Origin of the sequence: Exiguobacterium sp. s143 (assembly GCF_018618895.1) — a bacterium.
GTDB classification, from domain to species: domain Bacteria; phylum Bacillota; class Bacilli; order Exiguobacteriales; family Exiguobacteriaceae; genus Exiguobacterium_A; species Exiguobacterium_A abrahamii.
In genome coordinates this window covers 501,967-522,566 of record NZ_JACSMX010000002.1, presented here as the reverse complement: position 1 = coordinate 522,566, position 20,600 = coordinate 501,967, and the positions used below count along the sequence as shown (strand labels likewise).

Annotated in this window: 22 protein-coding genes and 1 riboswitch; of the genes, 4 read left to right on the top strand and 18 right to left on the bottom strand. The window is 46.7% G+C overall.

The annotated features are described in order from the left end of the window. Positions 1-72: 72 nt before the first annotated feature. Positions 73-175: riboswitch (TPP riboswitch) on the bottom strand. A 56-nt stretch (positions 176-231) separates the two neighbouring features. Then, positions 232-1,452 (bottom strand): beta-N-acetylhexosaminidase, encoded by a 1,221-nt coding sequence (gene nagZ / locus KNQ03_RS10890; RefSeq protein WP_214724647.1) that lies wholly within the window; start codon positions 1,450-1,452, stop codon positions 232-234. Further along, positions 1,449-1,874, bottom strand: a complete 426-nt coding sequence (locus tag KNQ03_RS10885; RefSeq protein ID WP_133208080.1) for an OsmC family protein — start codon at positions 1,872-1,874, stop codon at positions 1,449-1,451. Before KNQ03_RS10885 ends, nagZ begins: the two co-directional genes overlap by 4 nt. A gap of 190 nt (positions 1,875-2,064) precedes the next feature. Here KNQ03_RS10885 and KNQ03_RS10880 point away from each other — a divergent pair, with 190 nt between their 5' ends. Continuing rightward, a complete protein-coding gene (locus KNQ03_RS10880; RefSeq protein WP_214724645.1) occupies positions 2,065-3,249 on the top strand; it encodes an MFS transporter in 1,185 nt (394 codons plus the stop codon). 127 nt (positions 3,250-3,376) lie between these two features. Further along, the gene (locus KNQ03_RS10875; RefSeq protein WP_214724643.1) at positions 3,377-3,865 is read left to right on the top strand and encodes a DoxX family membrane protein; all 489 of its coding nucleotides are present in this window, start codon (positions 3,377-3,379) and stop codon (positions 3,863-3,865) included. Between the two features lie 29 nt (positions 3,866-3,894). Here KNQ03_RS10875 and KNQ03_RS10870 read toward each other — a convergent pair whose 3' ends face one another. From KNQ03_RS10870 to KNQ03_RS10835, 8 genes are all read right to left on the bottom strand, one after another. After that, the gene (locus KNQ03_RS10870; RefSeq protein ID WP_214724641.1) at positions 3,895-4,188 is read right to left on the bottom strand and encodes a hypothetical protein; all 294 of its coding nucleotides are present in this window, start codon (positions 4,186-4,188) and stop codon (positions 3,895-3,897) included. 82 nt (positions 4,189-4,270) lie between these two features. Continuing rightward, positions 4,271-5,365, bottom strand: a complete 1,095-nt coding sequence (locus tag KNQ03_RS10865; RefSeq protein WP_214724639.1) for a hypothetical protein — start codon at positions 5,363-5,365, stop codon at positions 4,271-4,273. 10 nt (positions 5,366-5,375) lie between these two features. Next, complete coding sequence (locus KNQ03_RS10860) at positions 5,376-6,191, bottom strand: hypothetical protein (protein WP_214724636.1); 816 nt, start codon at positions 6,189-6,191, stop codon at positions 5,376-5,378. Continuing rightward, a complete protein-coding gene (locus KNQ03_RS10855; protein WP_050677003.1) occupies positions 6,188-6,865 on the bottom strand; it encodes an ATP-binding cassette domain-containing protein in 678 nt (225 codons plus the stop codon). The genes KNQ03_RS10860 and KNQ03_RS10855 overlap by 4 nt, the downstream gene beginning before the upstream one ends. Continuing rightward, positions 6,858-7,238 carry a GntR family transcriptional regulator gene (locus tag KNQ03_RS10850; RefSeq protein WP_029341325.1) on the bottom strand — a complete coding sequence of 127 codons (381 nt, stop codon included), beginning with the start codon at positions 7,236-7,238 and terminating at the stop codon, positions 6,858-6,860. The genes KNQ03_RS10855 and KNQ03_RS10850 overlap by 8 nt, the downstream gene beginning before the upstream one ends. Before the next feature lie 152 nt (positions 7,239-7,390). Further along, positions 7,391-7,579 (bottom strand): hypothetical protein, encoded by a 189-nt coding sequence (locus tag KNQ03_RS10845; protein ID WP_029341324.1) that lies wholly within the window; start codon positions 7,577-7,579, stop codon positions 7,391-7,393. Positions 7,580-7,592: 13 nt separating this feature from the next. After that, positions 7,593-8,468, bottom strand: coding sequence for an SDR family oxidoreductase (locus KNQ03_RS10840; RefSeq protein ID WP_029341323.1), 876 nt, complete (start codon positions 8,466-8,468; stop codon positions 7,593-7,595). Between the two features lie 88 nt (positions 8,469-8,556). After that, positions 8,557-9,036, bottom strand: coding sequence for an NUDIX hydrolase (locus KNQ03_RS10835; protein ID WP_251140283.1), 480 nt, complete (start codon positions 9,034-9,036; stop codon positions 8,557-8,559). 308 nt (positions 9,037-9,344) lie between these two features. Here KNQ03_RS10835 and KNQ03_RS10830 point away from each other — a divergent pair, with 308 nt between their 5' ends. Together KNQ03_RS10830 and KNQ03_RS10825 are read left to right on the top strand one after the other, a co-directional pair. Beyond that, positions 9,345-10,082 carry a peptidoglycan DD-metalloendopeptidase family protein gene (locus KNQ03_RS10830; RefSeq protein WP_214724634.1) on the top strand — a complete coding sequence of 246 codons (738 nt, stop codon included), beginning with the start codon at positions 9,345-9,347 and terminating at the stop codon, positions 10,080-10,082. 258 nt (positions 10,083-10,340) lie between these two features. Further along, the gene (locus tag KNQ03_RS10825; protein WP_214724632.1) at positions 10,341-11,285 is read left to right on the top strand and encodes a peptidoglycan DD-metalloendopeptidase family protein; all 945 of its coding nucleotides are present in this window, start codon (positions 10,341-10,343) and stop codon (positions 11,283-11,285) included. Positions 11,286-11,346: 61 nt separating this feature from the next. Here KNQ03_RS10825 and KNQ03_RS10820 read toward each other — a convergent pair whose 3' ends face one another. The 8 genes from KNQ03_RS10820 to KNQ03_RS10780 form a co-directional block, all read right to left on the bottom strand. Next, positions 11,347-12,498 carry an FAD/NAD(P)-binding protein gene (locus KNQ03_RS10820; RefSeq protein WP_214724630.1) on the bottom strand — a complete coding sequence of 384 codons (1,152 nt, stop codon included), beginning with the start codon at positions 12,496-12,498 and terminating at the stop codon, positions 11,347-11,349. A gap of 147 nt (positions 12,499-12,645) precedes the next feature. Beyond that, positions 12,646-13,758, bottom strand: a complete 1,113-nt coding sequence (locus KNQ03_RS10815; protein ID WP_214724628.1) for a glycerol dehydrogenase — start codon at positions 13,756-13,758, stop codon at positions 12,646-12,648. A gap of 94 nt (positions 13,759-13,852) precedes the next feature. Further along, positions 13,853-14,680 carry a sugar phosphate isomerase/epimerase family protein gene (locus KNQ03_RS10810; protein ID WP_214724626.1) on the bottom strand — a complete coding sequence of 276 codons (828 nt, stop codon included), beginning with the start codon at positions 14,678-14,680 and terminating at the stop codon, positions 13,853-13,855. Beyond that, positions 14,628-15,626 carry a DUF6005 family protein gene (locus KNQ03_RS10805; RefSeq protein ID WP_214724624.1) on the bottom strand — a complete coding sequence of 333 codons (999 nt, stop codon included), beginning with the start codon at positions 15,624-15,626 and terminating at the stop codon, positions 14,628-14,630. The genes KNQ03_RS10810 and KNQ03_RS10805 overlap by 53 nt, the downstream gene beginning before the upstream one ends. Beyond that, positions 15,619-15,870, bottom strand: coding sequence for a phosphopantetheine-binding protein (locus tag KNQ03_RS10800; RefSeq protein ID WP_064300160.1), 252 nt, complete (start codon positions 15,868-15,870; stop codon positions 15,619-15,621). Before KNQ03_RS10800 ends, KNQ03_RS10805 begins: the two co-directional genes overlap by 8 nt. Further along, positions 15,858-17,054 carry an AMP-binding protein gene (locus KNQ03_RS10795; protein WP_064300161.1) on the bottom strand — a complete coding sequence of 399 codons (1,197 nt, stop codon included), beginning with the start codon at positions 17,052-17,054 and terminating at the stop codon, positions 15,858-15,860. The genes KNQ03_RS10800 and KNQ03_RS10795 overlap by 13 nt, the downstream gene beginning before the upstream one ends. Continuing rightward, positions 17,041-18,666, bottom strand: a complete 1,626-nt coding sequence (locus KNQ03_RS10790) for an IucA/IucC family protein (protein WP_064300162.1) — start codon at positions 18,664-18,666, stop codon at positions 17,041-17,043. The genes KNQ03_RS10795 and KNQ03_RS10790 overlap by 14 nt, the downstream gene beginning before the upstream one ends. Continuing rightward, positions 18,623-20,317: an IucA/IucC family protein gene (locus tag KNQ03_RS10780; RefSeq protein WP_214724622.1), complete on the bottom strand. Its 1,695-nt coding sequence runs from the start codon at positions 20,315-20,317 to the stop codon at positions 18,623-18,625. The genes KNQ03_RS10790 and KNQ03_RS10780 overlap by 44 nt, the downstream gene beginning before the upstream one ends. Positions 20,318-20,600: the final 283 nt, after the last annotated feature.

Genomic DNA, 20,600 nt, shown 5'->3' with positions numbered 1-20,600 from the left:
TCCATACGAAAAAGGACCACTCCCGATGTTGAAGGGAGTGGTCCGAAAATGCGCTGAAGCGCTAAGGATATCTAAGGTTTCGAGCCACTTCCCTCCGCTAGTACGAACTAGATCAGGTTCAAAGGGTCCGGATACTTCCGTCTCAGTCTGCTGGGAGACTCCCCTAGTGTCTTTTCGTGTTTAATTGGCTTGCCCCATTAGTCTAGCATGAGTCGCTTTGCTTCGCTAGTCCTAGTTGAGCGCTTCCACTTGCTGAATCAGTTCCGATTTCGTTGGTCGCTGTTGCTCTTGGCTGTCGGCATACGTCTGCTTCAGCTTCAGGATGCGCATTACTTTGGCATCGAGCATCTCCGGCGTCAGCGTTTTGTCTTTGACGGCTTGCATCACTTCAGCATGGACCTTTGTGTAAGCACCTGCCTCTGAAAACATCGCCATATCAGCTCCATTGACGAGCGACTGACGTGCCGCTTCTGCGAGACCATATTGTTTCGTGATCGCCCCCATGACGAGATCATCCGTGATGATGACACCGTTGAATCCGAGTTGTTGACGCAAGAGGTCAGTCAAGATCGGCTTTGAGAGCGAGGACGGATTCATATCGTCATACGCGGGATAGAGAATATGGGCGACCATCACCATCTCGGCGCCCTCTTGAATCGCTTCTTGGAACGGTAACAGCTCCGTCCGCTTCAATTCTTCCTTTGATGCCGTCACTTTCGGTAGCCCGACATGGGAATCGACACTCGTATTGCCGTGACCGGGAAAATGTTTGACGACCGGAATCGTTCCCGTCTCCTGCATCCCGTGCATCAGTGCCGTACCAAGCGTCGCGACGGTATTCGGATCAGCACTTAACGCACGGTCGCCGATGATCGGATTGTTCGGATTACTGTTGACGTCAAGGACCGGCGCGAAGTCCATGTTGAAGCCATAAAAACGTGACAAATGTCCGAGCGTACGTCCGACGTCTTCCATTTTCACTTCATCTGCTCCTTGCGCCATCCGTTGACTCGTCGGTAGACGTAATCGTTGATCCGGTACCCGGCTGACGCGTCCGCCTTCTTCATCAATCCCGACGAACGCATACGGTTTTTGGTTCGTCTCTTGAATCGCACGCGTGAACGTCAAGAGTTGCTCTTCCGACGTGATGTTTCCGCCGAGCAGTAAGACCCCACCAATCGCATGCGTCTTTAACAGTTTCCGGTCAGCTGCTGAAAGTTCCGTGCCGGCGACTCCGATGTAGAGCAGTTGATCGATCTTTTCTGACGTCGACATCGCTTCAAGTTGCTGCTTTAATCGTGCTTGTTGTCGTTCTTCTTTCGTCGGCTCAGGCTTCGGTTTCTTTTCTTCTGTCGGATGCTTCGTTTCCGGTTGTGATGGTTTCGTTGGTTCCGTCGTCTCCTGTGCACACCCTGCAAGCAACAGACAACCGATCAGTACGGTTTTCTTCACAAAGGATCCTCGCTTCGCACACCATTAATCGAATAATAGACGGAAATCTCAGCGTTCAGGGATTGCGAGACCGAACAATATTTATCCTTTGATAAAGAGATGGCACGACGGACCTTATCTTCCGGGAGATCACCTTCAAGCCGGTAATGAATCGAGATCGACGTAAAACGCCGCGGATGATCCTCTGCCCGTTCTCCTTCGATATCCATTTCGAAATAGGTGATCGTCAAGCGCATCTTCTCTAAAATCGAGACGATATCAATTCCAGTACAGCCGGCAACGGCATGTAGCAAGAGTTCGGTCGGTCGTGGTGCTTGGTTTTCACCACCGTTTTCGGGTGCTGCGTCCATCGCAAGATGATGCCCTGATTCCGTCTGTCCACTAAACCCCATCTGTTTGTTCCATGTCACTGTCGCTTGCATCGTTTCCACTCCTTTATAAGTAGTCTTCTTCTGTAGTATACGCAAAAAACAGCAAGCCTGGAAATTCACACGCTATTTCGAATAATGGTTCTTTTCCCGAAATCTCGCTTTGCGATACCCGACGAAATCGTTTCATGCTATCCTGTTACTCATAGTTTCGCGCGTAAGCGCTAGAATTGAGGAATCATCCATGTCACCTACTACTCGTTTAAGTCGACACGATTGGCTCTTGATTGCTACGTTGTCGCTCCTGACATTCGTTCTCGGAACAAGCGAATTCGTCATCGTCGGGATCCTCGCTGAAATCTCCTCAGCCCTTGATATCACGATCGCAACAGCCGGTACGCTCGTCTCGGCATTTGCCATCTCCTTTGCGATTGGTACGCCGATCGTCATGTCGATGACCGGTCATCTGGAACGGCGTCGCCTGATCCTACGTCTCTTACTAGCCTGGGTCTTACTGAATCTTGCCAGTAGTTTTGCACCAAGTTACGAAGTATTGCTCGCAACCCGCATTCTGACAGCCATCCTGACTGGTGTCTTGATCTCACTCGCAATGGTCGTCGCAAGTGACGGTGTACCTGTCGCGAAGCGCGGTGTTGCCGTCTCGTTCATTTTCGGTGGTTTCACACTCGCGAACGTCCTCGGTGTCCCGATTGGAACGTTCATTGGTCAACACGCTGGCTTCGAAGCCACGTTCTGGCTGACGACGGTCATGGGAATAATCGCGTTCCTCGCTGTTTTAAAGATCGTTCCGGTCCAGCAATCGACGGGTTCTGGTTCGATTAAGGAACAGCTCGGATTGCTCGCCAACCCACGGATCCTGATCGCCTTCTTCATTCCGTCATTTGGGTTTGGGGCAACCTACGTCGTCTACACGTACCTCGTACCAATTCTGCAAACAGAACTTGGGATTGCGAAAACGTGGATCAGTCCGATCTTGCTCGCTTACGGCGTCGTCTCGATCTTCAGTAACATCCTTGCCGGAAAGATTGCTAGCAAAAATCCGATGGGACGCTTACGGTTCGTCTTCGTCGTGCAAGCAGTCGTTCTTGCTGCGTTATACTTCACGACAGCATCCCTTCCGCTTGGTCTGTTCAACATCGCCTTGATGTCGTTGATGTCGATTTTACTGACGACTTCGACACAGATCTACTTGATCGACCTTGCTGAAAAGTTCAATCCGGAAGCAAAAGGACTCGCTGCTTCATTGATGCCGGTTGCGAGTAACGTCGGGATTGCTTTTGGTTCGGCACTCGGTGGCATCGTCTATGCAAAAGGTCCGATGATGAACACGGCACTCGTCGGTGGACTGGTTGCGCTCGTTGCTGCTTTATTGACTGCAATCAGTCATCGCCTCGATCAACGCTCATGAAACCGCTACCTTATCCTTTTTTGTAACAGGTCGATGACGGTTCGATGACGTTATGATGATAGTCCCCATCTCGCTGATGATTTTTCAGTATGATGGGGACTATGTTGTAGTAGAGGAGTGTCTGAAAGTGAAAGCATTACACATCATCGGTCTCGGTCTGTTGACGATCATCCGACTCTGGCTCGGAATCCAGTGGTTCATCGCTGGAATCGGTAAGTACATCAATGGCTTTGATGCACGGCCGTTTCTTGAAGGAGCACTCGCGAAGTCAACTGGCGAAGACGCACTCGTCAGTTCGTGGTACGCGACGTGGATTGAGCAACTTGCCTTACCGAACGTCGGGCTGATCAACGCCTTGATTCCGTTCGCGGAACTCGTCGTCGGGATCCTGTTGATTCTTAGTCTGTTGACGGTTCCTGCACTGGTCGTCGGAAGCATCATGAATCTCAATTACTTACTCGCTGGGACGATTGCGTTGAACCCAGTGTTCTTAGCAGCGTCAATCGCCTTACTGGCTGCAGGACGCTTTACGTATCAAATCGGCATCGATCACTGGATCATCCGTTGGTATCGCTCGTCGCAGCAACCGCATCCCCTGGATCGGATTCCCGTCTAACGAAAATAACTCTCCCGCACGCGGGAGAGTTATTTTTTTTGCTGCTCGAGAATCGTCTGCTGTGTCGGAACCCCACCGACTGAGACTGTCCGCTCGAGGAACAGATAAGGTTTACCATCGACTTCAAAGTGACGGTCACCGAGATAACGTGCCGAGTGCCCATCCGTTGCGAGCTTTTGTTCGATGGCTGCAACATGTTCGTCGAGTGAATAAAACCGATCGTCGAACGTCATTGTGATGTTTTTCTTACGGTACCCGAGTAAGAAATTGTAGTAGAACCAATACATGGCACCTGCAAAGACGACAAAAATCAAGAATTGCATGTGAGTTCCCCCTTTGTATAGTCTTTATACGTTGGAAGAAAACGGAAGGTTTCAAATTAGGAGTGGAAAGTGGTTACTTTTATTAATTTGTAATAATTTGTTCAAGCATAAGTTTATTCTTCGATCCCTTATTTTTAATTTCTGTTTCAAATACTGTTTCGGCTGTTAATGGATTGACGACAATCGCTTTGACTGCTCCATTTTCCATCCGATATGCAATATATATATGGTCGTTTTCTGCATTAACAACTGAGTATGAAATAACTTCGTTTTTAGCAAACGATTTTAATTTTATCGTTTTAACGAACTGTCGATCAGACTCAATATCATAGATGTGCCATCTTAACTGTACTTGCTCAGAAGATTCATCCGACTCTTCAATTCCTACCAAATATCTTCCTTCTTTCATGATATAAGTACCGTTAGGAAAGTCTGCAAATCGATTTAGTTGTTTTGTTTTCTGTCCATCTTTTACAACGATTTTTACTTCCATTGTATCTGAATCTTTTAATTGGTGCATTTGTTCCACAATCATTTTTCCGTCATAAAAAGATCGAATAACATCGCCTTTCTCTAAACGACTTGGCAACTTAATTTTTGATACTGTCTCATCATTTAAATCTATACTAAAGATATTTTCTCTCACTGATTCTCGGTTAGGAATATACGATTCAATTAGCAGCATATTACCCATTCGTTGAAACGGAGAGAAACGAATGGATCGATTTTGTTGAATTTCAGAAATATCAAATGTTTTCCGAGTCAACTTTTTCGTCGATACATCCCAATATTGAAGTTCGATTTCCCCATCACCTGTAGCACGTAAGCCATACGTCACTAAATCTTGAGTGTACAAATGGGTATCGTGTTTAAAAATAAATTGACGAAATTCACGAGGAGACTCTTCCCATCTATTTTCGTCTTGAAAAATATAAAATAGGATAGATTTATCAATCCTCTGTACGTTACCTTCAATATCAATAGAATATCCGTTCGGATTACGACTCCACTCATTTAAAATAAGTCTCATGTTTTGAACAGCATCTTGCTTCGGATTACCTTTTATTGTTTCAACTACAAAATTAGTTTTATCTACTGATAACACTTGTCCTACATAGATTCCTATAGATACGATACTGACTATTCCCAGAATCAAAAAATATTTTATTGAACGCATAGTGTCCTCCTTAAACAGCAACTTTCCATTTTAGTAAACGTAGACTTCTCCAAATTACATAAGCAAAATAGAGGACAAATAAACTCACTAATAAAATAGTTTTCTCCAGATTTAATAATAAGTCTGTTCGTTCTAAGAAATATAAACTAGAAAACGTATAGGCAATTACAAAAAGAATTTCGATTCCAATTCGAATAAATCCACTCCATTTTCGATACGACCGTTCAATTAATACAAGTAAAAAAATTAAACTAACAATGAGAAAAGAAACTGAAAGAATGACTAACAAATTCGTCAGATTCATTGAGTAAATTTCGCCTAGAGTGCTTCCAAGCGTCCCAGTTCCCTCTTTTCCCATATACTCATCTTGAATGACCCATCTAAAAATAGATCGACTACCTTGAATTAAGAGCCATTGAATACCAAGGAAACTCATGATGATAAGAAATACAGATGTTAGTTTTGAAAAGAAAATACTTGCTCGATTCCCTGGAAGCATCAGCAAACGGTACATATATTTCGTCTCACCGAACCAATCCCGATACCATATTTGAATTGAATATATGATGACTAACGCCATTCCAATTAATATGACGTAACTAAACCATGAGGTTGCATCAGGAAAAGATAGTTTACCGATTTGATCAAACGTTTCATATAGAGTCACTGTATTAGACTTCATATAATCTTCGATTCTGCGCTCATGTAGTTTGACTTTTACAACGACCGACACCAGCTCAATCGCAGCCATTACAAGGACCGCAATTACATATATCTTAAAACTCCGCTTAATTTCTTCGTTCGTCAATTGTATGTATTGTTTCATCGCAAATAGACCTCCCGCATCCGGTCCTGAACCGATTTCCCGTACAGTTCTCGCATCTCTTCTGTCTCATGTTCATCGATGATCCGACCGTCCTGTAAGAAGACGACCCGGTCGATCAAGTGCTCGATTTCCTGAATTTCGTGTGTCGTCATCAGGATGCCGCGTCCTTCCATGAAGTGACTCGAGAATAGTCCTGCAATCTGTTCCTTCGTAAACAGATCGATCCCAGCGAATGGTTCATCGAGTAGTAAGTACGGACGATCGAGCGCAAATCCGAGGATCAAGCTAACCTTCGCCTGATTCCCTTTTGATAAGTCCGTGATCTTATCTGTCGAGAGTAGCTGGAAGATCCGCATCAGCTCATCCGCTGTCGCTTGGTTCCAGTCGGAATAATAATCCGCCATGTACGTCAGCGCATCACCAACCGTCATGTAACCGGGCATCGTCTGGATATCTGGAACGAAGGCAATCTTGTTTCGGTTGATCTCGCCATCGACGAGAACTGTTCCCGCGTTGACTGGGACGAGACCTGCGATTGCCTTCAGGATCGTTGATTTCCCCTCACCGTTCAAACCGATCAGACACGTCAATTGATCCATCGGAACAGAAAACGAGACGCCTTGAAGAACTGGTTTTTTCCCGTATTTCTTTTGTAAGCCATGGACTTCAAGCATCGATCTTCCTCCGTTCTGTTTCCTGATACACCGTCTCGATCTTCGAGACGACCTCATCGAGTGGAATTTGAATTGCCTTGACGGCATCGATGAATTCAGAGACGGCTTCTTCTAGCATCTCAGCACGTACTTTTTGGACGACTTGTGGATCGCGTGTAATCTTACTCGGGACATTCCGTTCTGTCGTAATCAATTGCTGCTCCTCCATCTCTTTGTATGCTTTTTGTGCGGTATTCGGATTGATTCCGAGCTGTGCGGCGATTTCGCGGCGGGACGGGATCTCTTGCCCGCTTTGCAATTCCTCGGTCGCGATTCGTTGTTTGAACCAACGGACGACCTGCAGATACACCGGGCTTCTTTGGTCGAACTGCATCGGTAGACCTCCCTTTCCTGTTTAATGTATTAAAACAATAATACACTTCTCTTCTGTATCATACTCACCATACAGTTTGACTGTCAAGATAGTTTGTCTTCTTTATCACGAAAAAACCACCATCCAATTTTGGATAGTGGTCACTTCACTCATTAATAGGGATTCGGATCCTCCTGCGGTGTATCCGGAATCTCGGTCGGTTCTGGAAACGTATCCGGTTCCGGCTGACGGACCGGGTCTTCCTGTGGCGTATCTGGCACCTCACTCGGTGGTGTCTGCGGTATCTCGTCCGGTTGATGATCCGGTTCGCGTTCTGGCACTTCATTCGGATTTTTCTTCATCTTGATCTCCCCCTTAAGACGTGATGTAATCGCCGCCATTGATATGAATCGTCTGACCCGTGATGTAACTTGAATCGCGAGAAGCCAGATAGACATAAGCCGGTGCATTTTCCGACGGTTGTCCCCGGCGTTTCATTAATGTATCTTCCCCATGCGACTCGACTTTCTCCTTCGAGAACGTCGCCGGAATGAGTGGCGTCCAAATCGGACCGGGTGCGACGGCATTAACGCGGATTCCCTTCTCAATCAAGCTCGAGGCGAGTGAACGTGTTAATGTCGTAATTGCCCCTTTTGTCGCTGAGTAATCGATCAACGTCGGTGCCCCACGATAAGCCGTCACCGATGAGGTATTGATGATTGCATCTTCTTTATGCAGATGCGGAAGCGCCGCTTGAATCAAATAGAACATCGAAAAGACATTCGTCTCGAACGTTTCCTTCAATTGATCTGGTGTAATCGAAAGAAAATCATCCTGCGGGAATTGTTTCCCGGCATTATTGACGACAATGTTCAATTGACCGAATTCTGCAATGACCGTATCGATGATCTCTTGTGCATTTTCCGGTTGACTGACATCTTTTGCGATTTTTAAGGCTTTGACCCCGTAGCCTTCAATCAACGATTTCGTCTTTTCCGCGTCTTTCCCCTCATTTAAGTAAACGATCGCGACGTTTGCCCCTTCTTTCGCATAAGCGACAGCAACGGCACGACCGATTCCACTATCCCCGCCCGTGATCAGCGCGACCTTCCCCGTCAGTTTTCCTGAACCGACATAGTCCGGATCATCGTAAATCGGTTCTGGTTTCATGGCGTACTCGACACCGGGTTGTTGTTCCTGCGTCTGCCCTCGTGCTTCTTGATGCATCGCTTCGAACTGTTCTTCTCTCATGAACGATCAGCTCCCTTATCACTGTTGGAATGAACTACATGATTAACCATTCCCTTGCGATACATCTATAAACGTTTTTCTGGAAAAGTCAGATGTCATTCGTCAACAGTGTTGGGAATACATTCGTTTGGAGCATGTTTGATAGTTCGCTTGGATACAATGTATACTGATCCAGTTTGTTGAACGGAACGAAGCGATACGTCAACCCTTCACCTTCTGGACCGTAAAAATCCTCTGTTAATAAAGGCAGCGTTTTTTTGCAAACGACTTCATAAAACATTCCTAGTTCATGAAACTCGTGATCAGCGTACTTAAAGAAATTTTCATGCAGGAAACGGAAGACCGGTGGCTCAATCAACTGACCTAGTTCTTCTAATATTTCACGTTCAATCGCTTTGGCACCACTTTCACCGAACTGGACGCGTCCTCCCGGTAATGACCAAAAATCATCTTCTCCTTGGCGATGAATCAACAGATGTCCATCTTGAATCAACAGCGCTACTGCGCGAATATTAAGCTTTTTTTGATTTACTGTAAACGTCAAATCCATTCCATTACCTACTCTCATCTTATTAGACTCCCATACTTTCTCATCATTTCCCACGATTGCGTTTTGTCATCAAATTCATCTCGTTGTAACACGGATTCATCTTGATTTTAAGGGATTTTGAGATTGAATATGTATTCAATATTACAACAATTGTTATTAGAATATATTTAAGCAATCAAATTGAAACACAACCGTCTGATGTTTGAATGCTATACTCTCGTTAGTCAAATGACCGCATCACTCACTTCAACACACACTAAACGCATCCACTTCTATAGATGTCATTCCGACGACAACACTAGATATTCAACTTAGGAGGAACATTCATGAAACGAACAATCACGACGTTAGCAATGAGCGCCCTCGTTGTTTCAGGTTTTGCAGCTACGGGTACAGGTAAGGTTGAAGCCGCTTCTGGCTCATCGTATAAAGTTAAAATCAAAGCAGACGGACTCCGCGTCCGGACTGGTCCATCGTTAAAACACCGCATCGTCGACGGCGTCAATGCGGGTCAAACATTCAAATACCTTGGTCGGACAGGAAACTGGACGAAGATCATGCATAAAGGCGAAAAACGCTTCGTTTATTCTGGTTACGTCAAGAAGTATAGCGCTTCTAGTAAATCAGCGAAAAAAGCATCATTCTCTTCGTCTACTGGATTCATGCGTCCAACAAGCGGATCAATCACACAAGGATACGGAAATGCTAGCGGGAAATACGGCTACACGTTCCATAACGGAATCGATTTCGGAGCACCTACTGGAACACCAGTTAAAGCAGCCGTTGCCGGAAAAGTCATCAAGTCGTCATATCAGGGAGCTTATGGTAACCATGTCATGGTCGAACATAAAGTGAACAGTATTTCGTACACAACGGTGTATGCTCACTTAAGCAAACGTTCTGTCTTCGTCGGTCAATCGATCCCGAAAGGCGCGAACATTGGAGCTGTCGGGAGCACTGGTAACTCTTCGGGATCACACTTACACTTCGAAATCCACCGTGGAAACTATGTCTACAGCGGTTCTTCAGCAGCAAGCAGTGTCAACCCACTCGCTTTCTTATAAGCATTTCCAGGTACCTCATCTGAGGTACCTTTTTTGATTTTCAGTGGGCATTTCATCTTATCCAATTCCATCCAATCTTGTCAAAGAATTTTATGGATTATTGGAAAAAGAATAAAATTAAGTCCGTTTAATATAATTTATTGAAATAATATCGAAATGTGAATGTAACATTTAAACAAATTCGTAAATGTTATACTCATCTATGAAATTTACATAACGGTTTAGTCATACAGATTACATATTCAGGAGGAATGAATCATGCATGGTTTTTGGAAAGGTGTCTCGGCGACAGCAATCGCTGTTGCAAGTTTTGCATCGTTTGCCATCCCGCGTGCGGATGCTGCAACGACGTTCTATAAGGTGAAGGTCATGGAGGACGGCTTACGCGCTCGGACGGGTCCTTCGACATCTTACGGTACGGTCACGAGCTTTGAAAAAGGTGACACATACAAGTATCTCGGACGGACAGGGAACTGGACGAAAATCCTCTATGGTTCAAAAAAAGTCTACGTCTCTTCTACATATGTTAAGAAATATTCTGTAACACGTATCTATAAGATTAAAATCAACGTCGACAATCTTCGCGTTCGTAGCAGCAACTCGACGAGCAGTGTAGTCGTCGGAAGTGTCGATAAAGGCGAAACATTCCGCTACCTCGGTCGTACAGGTGACTGGATCAAGTTCCTATACGGTGGCGACAAACGATTCGTTCACGCTGACTACGTCTCGAAATATGCTGTCTTGACACTGACAAACAGCAGTGGTGCATCAAAAGCCTCGACGTCGACGTCAAAAAGCTTCGCGACACCAACGAGTGGTCCGATCACGCAAGGATATGGTAAGGCAAGCGGTGCTTACGGCTATACGTTCCATAACGGTATCGATTATGGCGCAGCAAAAGGTACTCCAGTCTATGCGACAGCAAGCGGTAAGGTCATTACGTCTCAGTTCAAAGGCGCATACGGCAACTACGTCATGGTCTCACACACTGTCAACGGATCGCCGTTCATCAGTCTGTATGCACATATGAATAGCCGCTCCGTCTCGGTCGGTCAAACCGTCGCCCAAGGTCAAAAAGTCGGTACAGTCGGCGAGACAGGTAACGCTTTCGGAACACACTTACATTTTGAACTCCATAAGGGATCGTACGTCTACAGCGCAACATCAGCTGGTAGCAGCGTCAATCCACTCGATTACCTCTAAAAAAAGGCCCGACCCCATGACTTATCAATGACGTCATATGGTCGGACCTTTTTTTATCCTTTTAGACGGAAGCAAGTGAAGTCTGCTCCTCTTCAATCGTCGAGACGATCGCACGTGCTGCGGCTTGTCCCCCGTAAATCGACCGAGCGAACGGTCCGACCGTCAAGTCAGCGAGGCTGCCTGTCGCGAATAAGTTCTCTCCCCATTCAAAGGTTTCTTCATCTAATAACGGTGTCCGGCAAGGAGACAATGGCAGATTCAACTCTTGCTGTACCGCTTCAAGCCAAGATCCTTCGACGACCATCGGACGGATACCCGTTGCGCAAATAATCGATTCAGCGGTGATGATGCGACCATCTGTCAGCTTCACTCCGCTTCCGATTTCCTGCTCGACTTCACCGATCTCATGAGTGATGATTCCTTCCCGAATCAGATGACGAACACGTTGAATCAAGTCCTGTGTTGCCGTTCCGGGGCGACGCTCCTGTACGATCAATGCTCGTTTTTCACTAGCCGACAAGGACTTGAATGGTGTCAATCCTTTTGGTCCCATGAACTTCCGATCGGCATCGAACGCACTTTTTTCGAGCGGACGTCGTGAAAGGAGAGTCACCTGCCCGGGATAGCGCTCGGCACATTGAATCGTATGATGCAAGGCACTGATTCCACCTCCAATGATGACGACCGGTGGTGTATCGTGCTTCGATAAGAAAACGTGACGCGCCGATTTCGCCCACTCTGGCATGACGTGATGCTCCGATTGTCCGAGGGCGAGAACGACACGGTTTGCTCGTAACTCACCTTCGTCTGTCGAGACGATCCACGTTCCGCTCTCTCGTCTTAGTCCTGTGACTTCCCCTTGGACCCAGCTCGCCTCCACTTCATTTCGTTGCGCCAATTGAAGGGCATGGTCGTTGAATAATTCCAAGGATGGTCGCCCGTATGTATCCTTGAAGGCTTGATGTGTATAATCCTGTTCTTCCGCATGATGCCTGAGACTCGTCGGATTCGTCGAAGTGTGGTGCACCCGAGTTGAACGTAGGTAAGGCATGCCGATCCGTTCGGTTTGTTTACGCCAGTTCATCAATGGTTGCCGATGACGGTCGATGATCCGTATCATCTCCCGATCGATTCCTTTTTCACGTAAGGCATTGAATACCGTCATTCCATGAATTCCTCCGCCAACAATCACCCATTCATATCGATCCGTCATCACAAAAACTCCTTTATCTGAATTAAATCGTAATCATTACGTTTTATAACGATAGCGTGTTTTTAAGAAGAATTCAAGCGTCATTCGACGAAAGCCCATAAAAAATCCGCTTCCTCTCGGTAGAGGAAGCGGATTTAAACGCATCAATCAGGAAGAAGCATGTTTCGCTAGATACGCTTTCGAATAGCGGTCAGCTGCGATGATCGCATCCGCGACTTCGTCCGCCGTGACGTTGAAACCGCTGTGGATCGTCTCGCCTTCAGCAGTCGCTGCCTCGCCGACCTTGACGATGTCTTCACGCGACGCATCTTTTAGCTTGACGTCTTCGAGCGTCACCGGTAAGTCAAGATCCGTGTAGAGCGCGATGTACCGCTCGATTTCTTCTTGTGGATGTTCTTCGAGCGCCAGTTGAACGAGTGTACCAAAGGCAACTTTCTCACCGTGCGTTAAGTGGTGAATCTCACCGTCAAGCGCTGTGAACCCGTTATGGATCGCATGCGCTGCAGCTAGCCCACCACTCTCGAAACCGAGTCCACTTAAGAGCGTATTCGCCTCGACGACGGCTTCAAGTGCCGGTGTGACGACTTGCGCTTGAACGGATTCATACGCCAAGCGACCATGCTCGAACAAGACTTCCTCACACCGTTTGGCGATCGCTTGTGCCGCAATCGTCGGTCGTCCCCCTGCCATCGTTTGTCCACCAAAAGCGACGACACTCCGTACCTCAACCCACGTCGCAAGCGCATCGGCGATTCCGGACGCGAAGAAGCGCGCTGGTGCTTGGGCGATCAATTTTGTATCGACGAGAACGAGATCGGGATTCTTCTTATAGAAGCGATAACTTTCGAAAATCCCTTCGTCGGAATAGATGACGGACAGGGCACTCGTCGGTGCGTCGGTCGAAGCAAGCGTCGGAACGATGACGACGGAGACGTTCAGCTCATCCGAGACGGCTTTTGCCGTATCAAGCGTCTTTCCGCCTCCCACACCCATGACGAACCGGACATCTGCTGCTTTTGCTTGCTCAGCGATTCGTTTCACTTCATGCCGTGAGGCTTCACCACTAAAGTCCGCTTTCTCGATGCCGACATTTTCGCCGGACAACGAATGCTCAACACGTTCCTTGACGATTTTCCAAACGACATCATCCGCGATGACGAGCGCTTTTTCACCGAACGGGCTCACATATGTACCGAGCCGGTCAATGACATCCTTTCCTTGGACATACTTTGAGGGACTAATGAAGACACGTTCTGACATGTTTCAACATCCTTTCTGTAAGGGACACGATGGTCAATGACATACAATAGAGGAATTGCCTTTTCTGCTGACGTTTAAACCCCATCAAGTCGAATCATCTTGACAAAACGGGTACTCTTTCAAGAGCTTGTGTGATGAGACTCCGATCTTCTCTTAATCGCTCGTCCGGATCAGGACCGAACCATTCGAGGCTTGCCGTCAAGTGATCGAGATGAGCCGATACGTCTTCAAAGAACCGGTGATAATCGACGATACCTTCGAATAATGGAACCATCCCTTCCCGTGATCCGCTTGCCGCATAGACATTTGCTGGTTCAAAGACTGAAAATTGTTCAACATTCGCCACTGTTTTTAAATGAAGGTGATCCACACACGATGCAAGTCTGAAGTATGCTTCGACGGGATCTGCCTTTGATTCGATGACATGCAAGACGTCAAAGTTGATCCGACATGCCGGATGGTTGATCGCTTGTAGCAAACGAACCGTTGCCTCTACCGTATCTGTTGCAGTGTTCGGATGAAATTCAAGTAATAATCGCTGTCCTGCAGGATCAAGGACACGGCAAATCCCGTTCAATCGATAAACGAGTTGATCCCATTTGGCATCGGATAAGGTATGGCTCGCCTCATTACCAGCAAAGATGCGGATACGCTCAGTTCCGATTCGTGTCGCTAATTGCGAGAGTCGTTTTGTCTCCGCAAGTAGTTCTGACATCGGTGCGTTTAAATTTAAATAATGACTCAACATACTGACGTTCAGATGGGACGACTTCAGCCGATCGACTTCTTCTGTTCTTAAATGTTCAGCATGAACTCCCCAAATATCAATGGCGTCAAAGTGTTCTTCTGAAGCAAAATCGATCAAATCATTAAATGAACGCAGATGATGCCGATAGCTGATCGTACAGAGTGCGAGTTTCATGTTCAATTCCCTCCTGTCGTTGATACGCATGGAACGTGTCGACGAGTTGCCGTTTGATTGCACTCTCCCGTGCCCATTGTTCTTCGATCAATCGTTCGATTTCTAAGTACACTTCCGGTTGACGCGTTACAGCGTATTTGACAGCCCGATGCTGGATGACAGAGTATTGATTGACTAATGTTTCAACCTCATCCGTCCATTCTTCAAAATCAGATGTCTGCAAGTCGCGTCCAATCGCTTCATATAAATAAGCAAATGCATGCTCATAGGCATATTTTCGAATGGCAATCACAGGTAACTGCTTTAAGGCATTCGGTAATCCCTCAGGTTTTTCACGATAGTGATGCACAACACGTTTGACCGACTCAGTCAATGGATGATGTACGTTTAGACAACTCATGAAATACGCACTTACCGTCGTCGCATTCGGTATTCGAACATCCGTACTTCGAAACGCAAACCCACCAGCGACAGCACGATGGCGTACTGCTGCAAGAATACGTTCTCTTTCTATTTCACCTTCATACCGGAAATCAGGATCAAGCATGTGCCATATTTCCGGATCTTCTGTCGCCTCTAACATGACGTAGTGGGGAAACACATCATGGTGAAATTTATTTTCGCGCTCAGGTAGACTAGCTAAATCCAACATGACGATCACTGACTCGTCCTCGTTTTTCTGTTCGATTCGTTGAATCAGCTGAGCGATGTTTTCGTCTTTTGACTGTTCGTGGTCGTACCATTCTTCGACTGGGATTCCGTAAAGACGTTCATACCAATCAAGCATCTCCTGATGGTTGATCTTCTCATCATGATGTGAGAGGACATAATCGGCTGACAAGGAAAACGAAGAATCCCATACGCCAAAGTAATAGGGACGATGGTCAGCGGCCGATCGTTTGATCGTCTCGCAGACGCAACTGACGAGACAGTGTACTTTAATCATGTATGACCTCCTGTAAAACAGACATTAACTCTTCTACTCGCATTTTGGGGAGGGCTGACATGTGCTCATCTGGAATCACTAACCCGTGTTCCAATTCAAGGTGAAGCAACAGATGAATCAAACGCATCGAATCCAGTCCTAGATCATCTCGTAGAGAGTCTGTTGTCGAGACAGGGACAGATGATGACCATTCGAGCTGTTCGGTCAGTATATCTTCGAATTGCGCAATCGTTAAACGGGACATGTTTGTTCCCCCAATCGTTTTCTACTCACTTTCCCATTCGCAGACAGCTCGATTTGCTCAACGATTTGCCACTCCGTCGGTCGTTGATGAGGTGCGAGATGCTTCATACAATGTTGTTTCAGTTCTTCCTCCGATGCCGTCGTCACGAGTTGAGCGCAGACGCGCTCTCCTTGGAACGCATCCATTCGTTTAAAGACGACGACAGCCTCGACGGTTGGAAGCTGATACAAGACATCTTCGACTTCCCCGGGATAGACGGATAAGCCAGACACATTGATCATCTCATCGAGTCGGCTAAGAAAGTGCAGCCCGTCTTCAACGTACATTAAATCCTTCGTACCAATCCGTACGCCTTGTTGCGAAACGACTAATTCTGCTGGTTTCCCCTTCGTTCCAGTTTCAATTTCAAGGTGTTCTAACGGAAATCCGATCGCTTGCGGACTCGGCGGATTCGGATGTAGTGCGATACAACCGATTTCTGAACAGCCATATTGTTGAAGCAAATGATGTGTCTTCCGTTCAATCGAACGGAACCATTTTTCTGGTAATGTCATCCCGGAAATCATCACTGCGTGAACTGTTTCCGGGAACAAACTCATTGCATACGCCAGTCCCGGTGCCATATAGATGATAGCGTCCGGATGCAAACGATGAATTGCTAGCACATGACGTGGTGAGAAGTCTTGTAGGATGACTGGTGTTGCTCCGCGTCTTAAAGTCGCAAACACTCCACACAGTAATCCGAATGAGTGCGTCGTCGGACAAGCAATGATCGTCGCTTTGGTCGTCAGCGGAAAACTGTTCGTATAAGCAGTCAGTTCCGTCTCGATCGACTCCCATGTCCGGTGAATGATTTTGGGTTGCCCCGTCGTACCGGAACTGAATTGAATCAATCCACCCGCACGTTTTTCCGCTTCCGGAAGCGGAATGATGGTCTCTTGATAAATCAAATAGCCACATCCGGCTTGTATCGCTAGACGCTCAGCACCAGAAACAGGCGTCTCCGGATGAATGGGAAGGATTGTTCCATTCATACGTCGCATCGCAAGACAGAGGGCTAACCATGCTTTTGTATCTAACGTACAGATGGCTACGGTCTTCCCTTCCGTTATGAACGATTGCTTCACCAGTTCGTGTGTCGTCAATTCTTCTTCTGTCACCCATTCTTTCTCAATCCATAGCATGATCGTCTTCCTCTCCTCGTTGAACTAGTGAATTTTTTACATCGATTTGATTCGTCAAACCAAACCGTGGTGCCAGTAAGGCTTCTGCCGTTACTCTTTGTTCGTACCATCCGATTCGTTCTAGTCGGTCTCGATCAATCGGCAACCCCTCGATCGTCTGATGCATCCAATCAAAGAACGTCGCTTCATTCAAGTTCTCCGTCAGTTCAAGTTGATACGCTAGTTCCGTCAAATGATAGACGAATAATGTATCGTACAGCAGCTCGCGTAAGGCAAGCGGGTGTGACATTTCATAATAGGTATTGAGCGGTGCATCAAAATCAGGATGTAGCCTCTTAAAATCGGGTACATCCGATGGATCATCGAGCAACTCGGTGACGAACTCGACGCTATCATGAAAATCGCGGAGAATGATCCGTTCCGGCCATCCATCCCGTAAGACAAGTAACGTATTTTGTGCGTGAGCTTCCACACCGATTCCTTTCTCGGTCACAAGTCGGATGACTGGTTCGAGATAGACGCCGAAGAATCGACGGAGCCACCGTTCATGACCATATCGTTCCAACCACGGACCTAGAAAATGTCTTCCGTCGACCTCGATTTGAGCAAGTGCCGTCAAAGGCATGACTTGCTCGCCCGGTTGAGCATACGTCAAGACATTTTCTCGAAAGACACAGCCGACCCGACCCGCAAGTGGACCGCTCGAAACGACAGATGAAGCAAATTCAGATAACAGCGTCACCGGCAATTCACTCGCCTGTTTTTTCAACCAATCCGATACCGCAGGAGCTGCCACGACATTCGGAACGGAAAAAGTCCGAACGGCTGACGTTTGCTTCAAGTCTAGCGGCAATTTGATATGCGGTAGTTCGGGGTGACCTGGACAAAAAACGGTTCGAATCGACTGCGTCGCTTGTACGAAGACACCACCTTCTCCTAAGTCGACACCTCCGACTTGTGCCACTTCCTGTTGGATACGTGACCACTGCCACGGATGGACCGGAAGAATCTGATAATCGGTTTGATTGAGCTCTTCCAGTTTGACTAAAAACATATGTAGAAGCGATTCTCCAAGAATCAGTGGAATAGGTAAGATTCCATTCCCTTGAACGAGCGTAGAAGGTAAGGCAATCCAATGTAACTGGAAGCGATTGCCCGCTTCAGGTCCATATGCCTCGTGATCAGCTCGCGAAAAACCAATCCTTGATTTATAACAAGGATGATAGGGATGCCCTTCGATGATGGTCTGTTCCAACTCTTCATAATCCAAGCCTGCTCGGTGGATTGGTAGACGATGTTGCTGCGACAAGTCATCAAAATCATGTGTACGTCGCAACTCTTCCTGAAAGTCGTCCGAGATCGGCAACTGCGTCAAAAGATGCTCAAACCAGTCGTTGACGCCAGATGACTTCGATGAGCGTAACGTCTTGATGTCGAGCCGAATCCGGTCGAACGGACCGCGTTTGCCCTCGACTGTCACTTCACTATCTTTTATGTGGAATGTAAAACGATGCTTCATTCCGACAATCATTTCAGTAAAAGGAAGAATCCGTTCGAATAACAAACTCTCAAGAAGTTGTTTGCAGATACGTGTTTTGCTGTCGTAAAGCATAGTTGTCCTCCCGTAACGGATTATCCAACTCGACGAAACAAACTCGTTCTCCCTCGACTTCGAGTTCATCGAGTCCTTGTAGGCGTGTTAGTAAATTCGCCTTATATGGAAGTGTCGGCGATTCTAACAACATCAAAAGCCAAGCTCTGCCTCGCCCTTCTAGACTTTCAACTCGTACCTGACACCATTCGTGCAGTAACGCGATAGCAACTTCTTCGTTCAATAATGTGTCTGCTGCCAATCGGTCGATGACACTCGCCAGATGGTTCCAAATCATGTAGTACGTCAAACGCTCAGCAATGACTTCTTCTGGGTAGAACAACGTCGTATGCTTCAATTCCGGTTCCAGCAGGATGAAGGAATCTCGATTCGTGTCTGCTAAGTAATAGCCTTGATTATCCCGGACGTGATATTGAACCGGCCATCCGTCTTCGAATGTGATGAGACTATTTTGCTGATGTGCCTCGAGACCGATTCCTTGTTCCTCATACAGTGTAACGATCGCTCCTAACGTCAACTCTAAGTACTGTTTCCACCACCGAGTGACGTGTTCCGGTTCGATTAATCCTGACTGCCGAATGAGCCGCAGCAGGAGAGATTCCGAATTCGGTAATGCCGGTTGGACGAGTGCTGCAACATTTACCGCGTGGGGTGCTGGCTCTCGCAAAATAACTTCGAATCCGGTTTCTTCTCTAGTCCGGATCGCCAAATACGCAGGATCATGAATGAGGTCAAATGTATCAGGAAGAGACAGATGATGAAACAATCGATGCATCAAATAACCGGCCTCTAATTCGTGCCGCTTGTTGACGCGTCTTGAGTTCGTCACTTGGACAGGTATGGATAACTTCAACATATGACTTCGGTCGAGTGCTTCGACGGTCCGTATCGACGAAGTCGCGTTATAGAGTGGTCCAGTTGCGCCATGATAACGGAGAATACTTTGCTCGATCCGTTGCTTGATTGTCGGCTGACGTAACAAATACTCGGCTTGAAGCGGATGAATTGGAATGACTCGCTCTTGCGCCGTCGCTTGGATTGAGTTACCCAGTTGATTTTTCATCAGCTGACTAATCGTCTCGTTGCTACCTGAACGTTCCTCGAGCAATGTCTCATGTACTGTGAAATAGTGAAGTTGAAACGGCTGACGGAATTCAGGGGCATACGCCTTTTGTTGCCAGTCGGTCATACCGACTCTACTTTTCGGGGTCGGATGAAACCAATGGCCACACCACAAGCGTTGTTCATAATCGATGAACGTCTGTTGCTCTTGTGCGTTCAGTTGTTCCTCCAAAATCAATTGCACAGTCCGGTGACTGTCAAGAACGCGAAAGAGTAAGTCCGTTTGATCCGGATGTTGATCTTGAAGCTTGATGCAACAGGTGATGATACAAGACATGGCTGAAACTTCCCGCCATCCGTTCTTTGTCTCTTCACGGATCATTCCAATCTCGTGGCGTCCGATGATGGAACGACGTTTGATTTCAATGAGATATGGCTTCATCCAATAAAAAGAGGATGTCTCGGATGCATCAAACGGTCTCTCGTTGACCCATTCGCCCGGGTTCACTTCTCTGATGTAGCTGTTCATGAACGATTGAAGCGTCACCTCGGTCGCTAATCGCTCGATTTGTTCTTCGCATGTTCGCACGCTCTGTTCCTCCCCTTATTGAAAATCATTCTCATTCCATATCAATAGAAAAACGGGTTTCCCCGTTTTTGATGGTGCGTATACGCACTTATTTTAAGTAAAACGTTTTCAAGTTTCTTCAATCCGTTTTCACAATCGATTAAATGCCAGAAGTCACATATCGTCGTGAGATTTAACACAAATCAAACAAACGATCCTCCCTAACATTCGTACGACAAGGTGACGACTTTTTAGGTTCATTTATCAGCCTTCTCTGCCTCATTGTGAACTCCATCTGTAATGA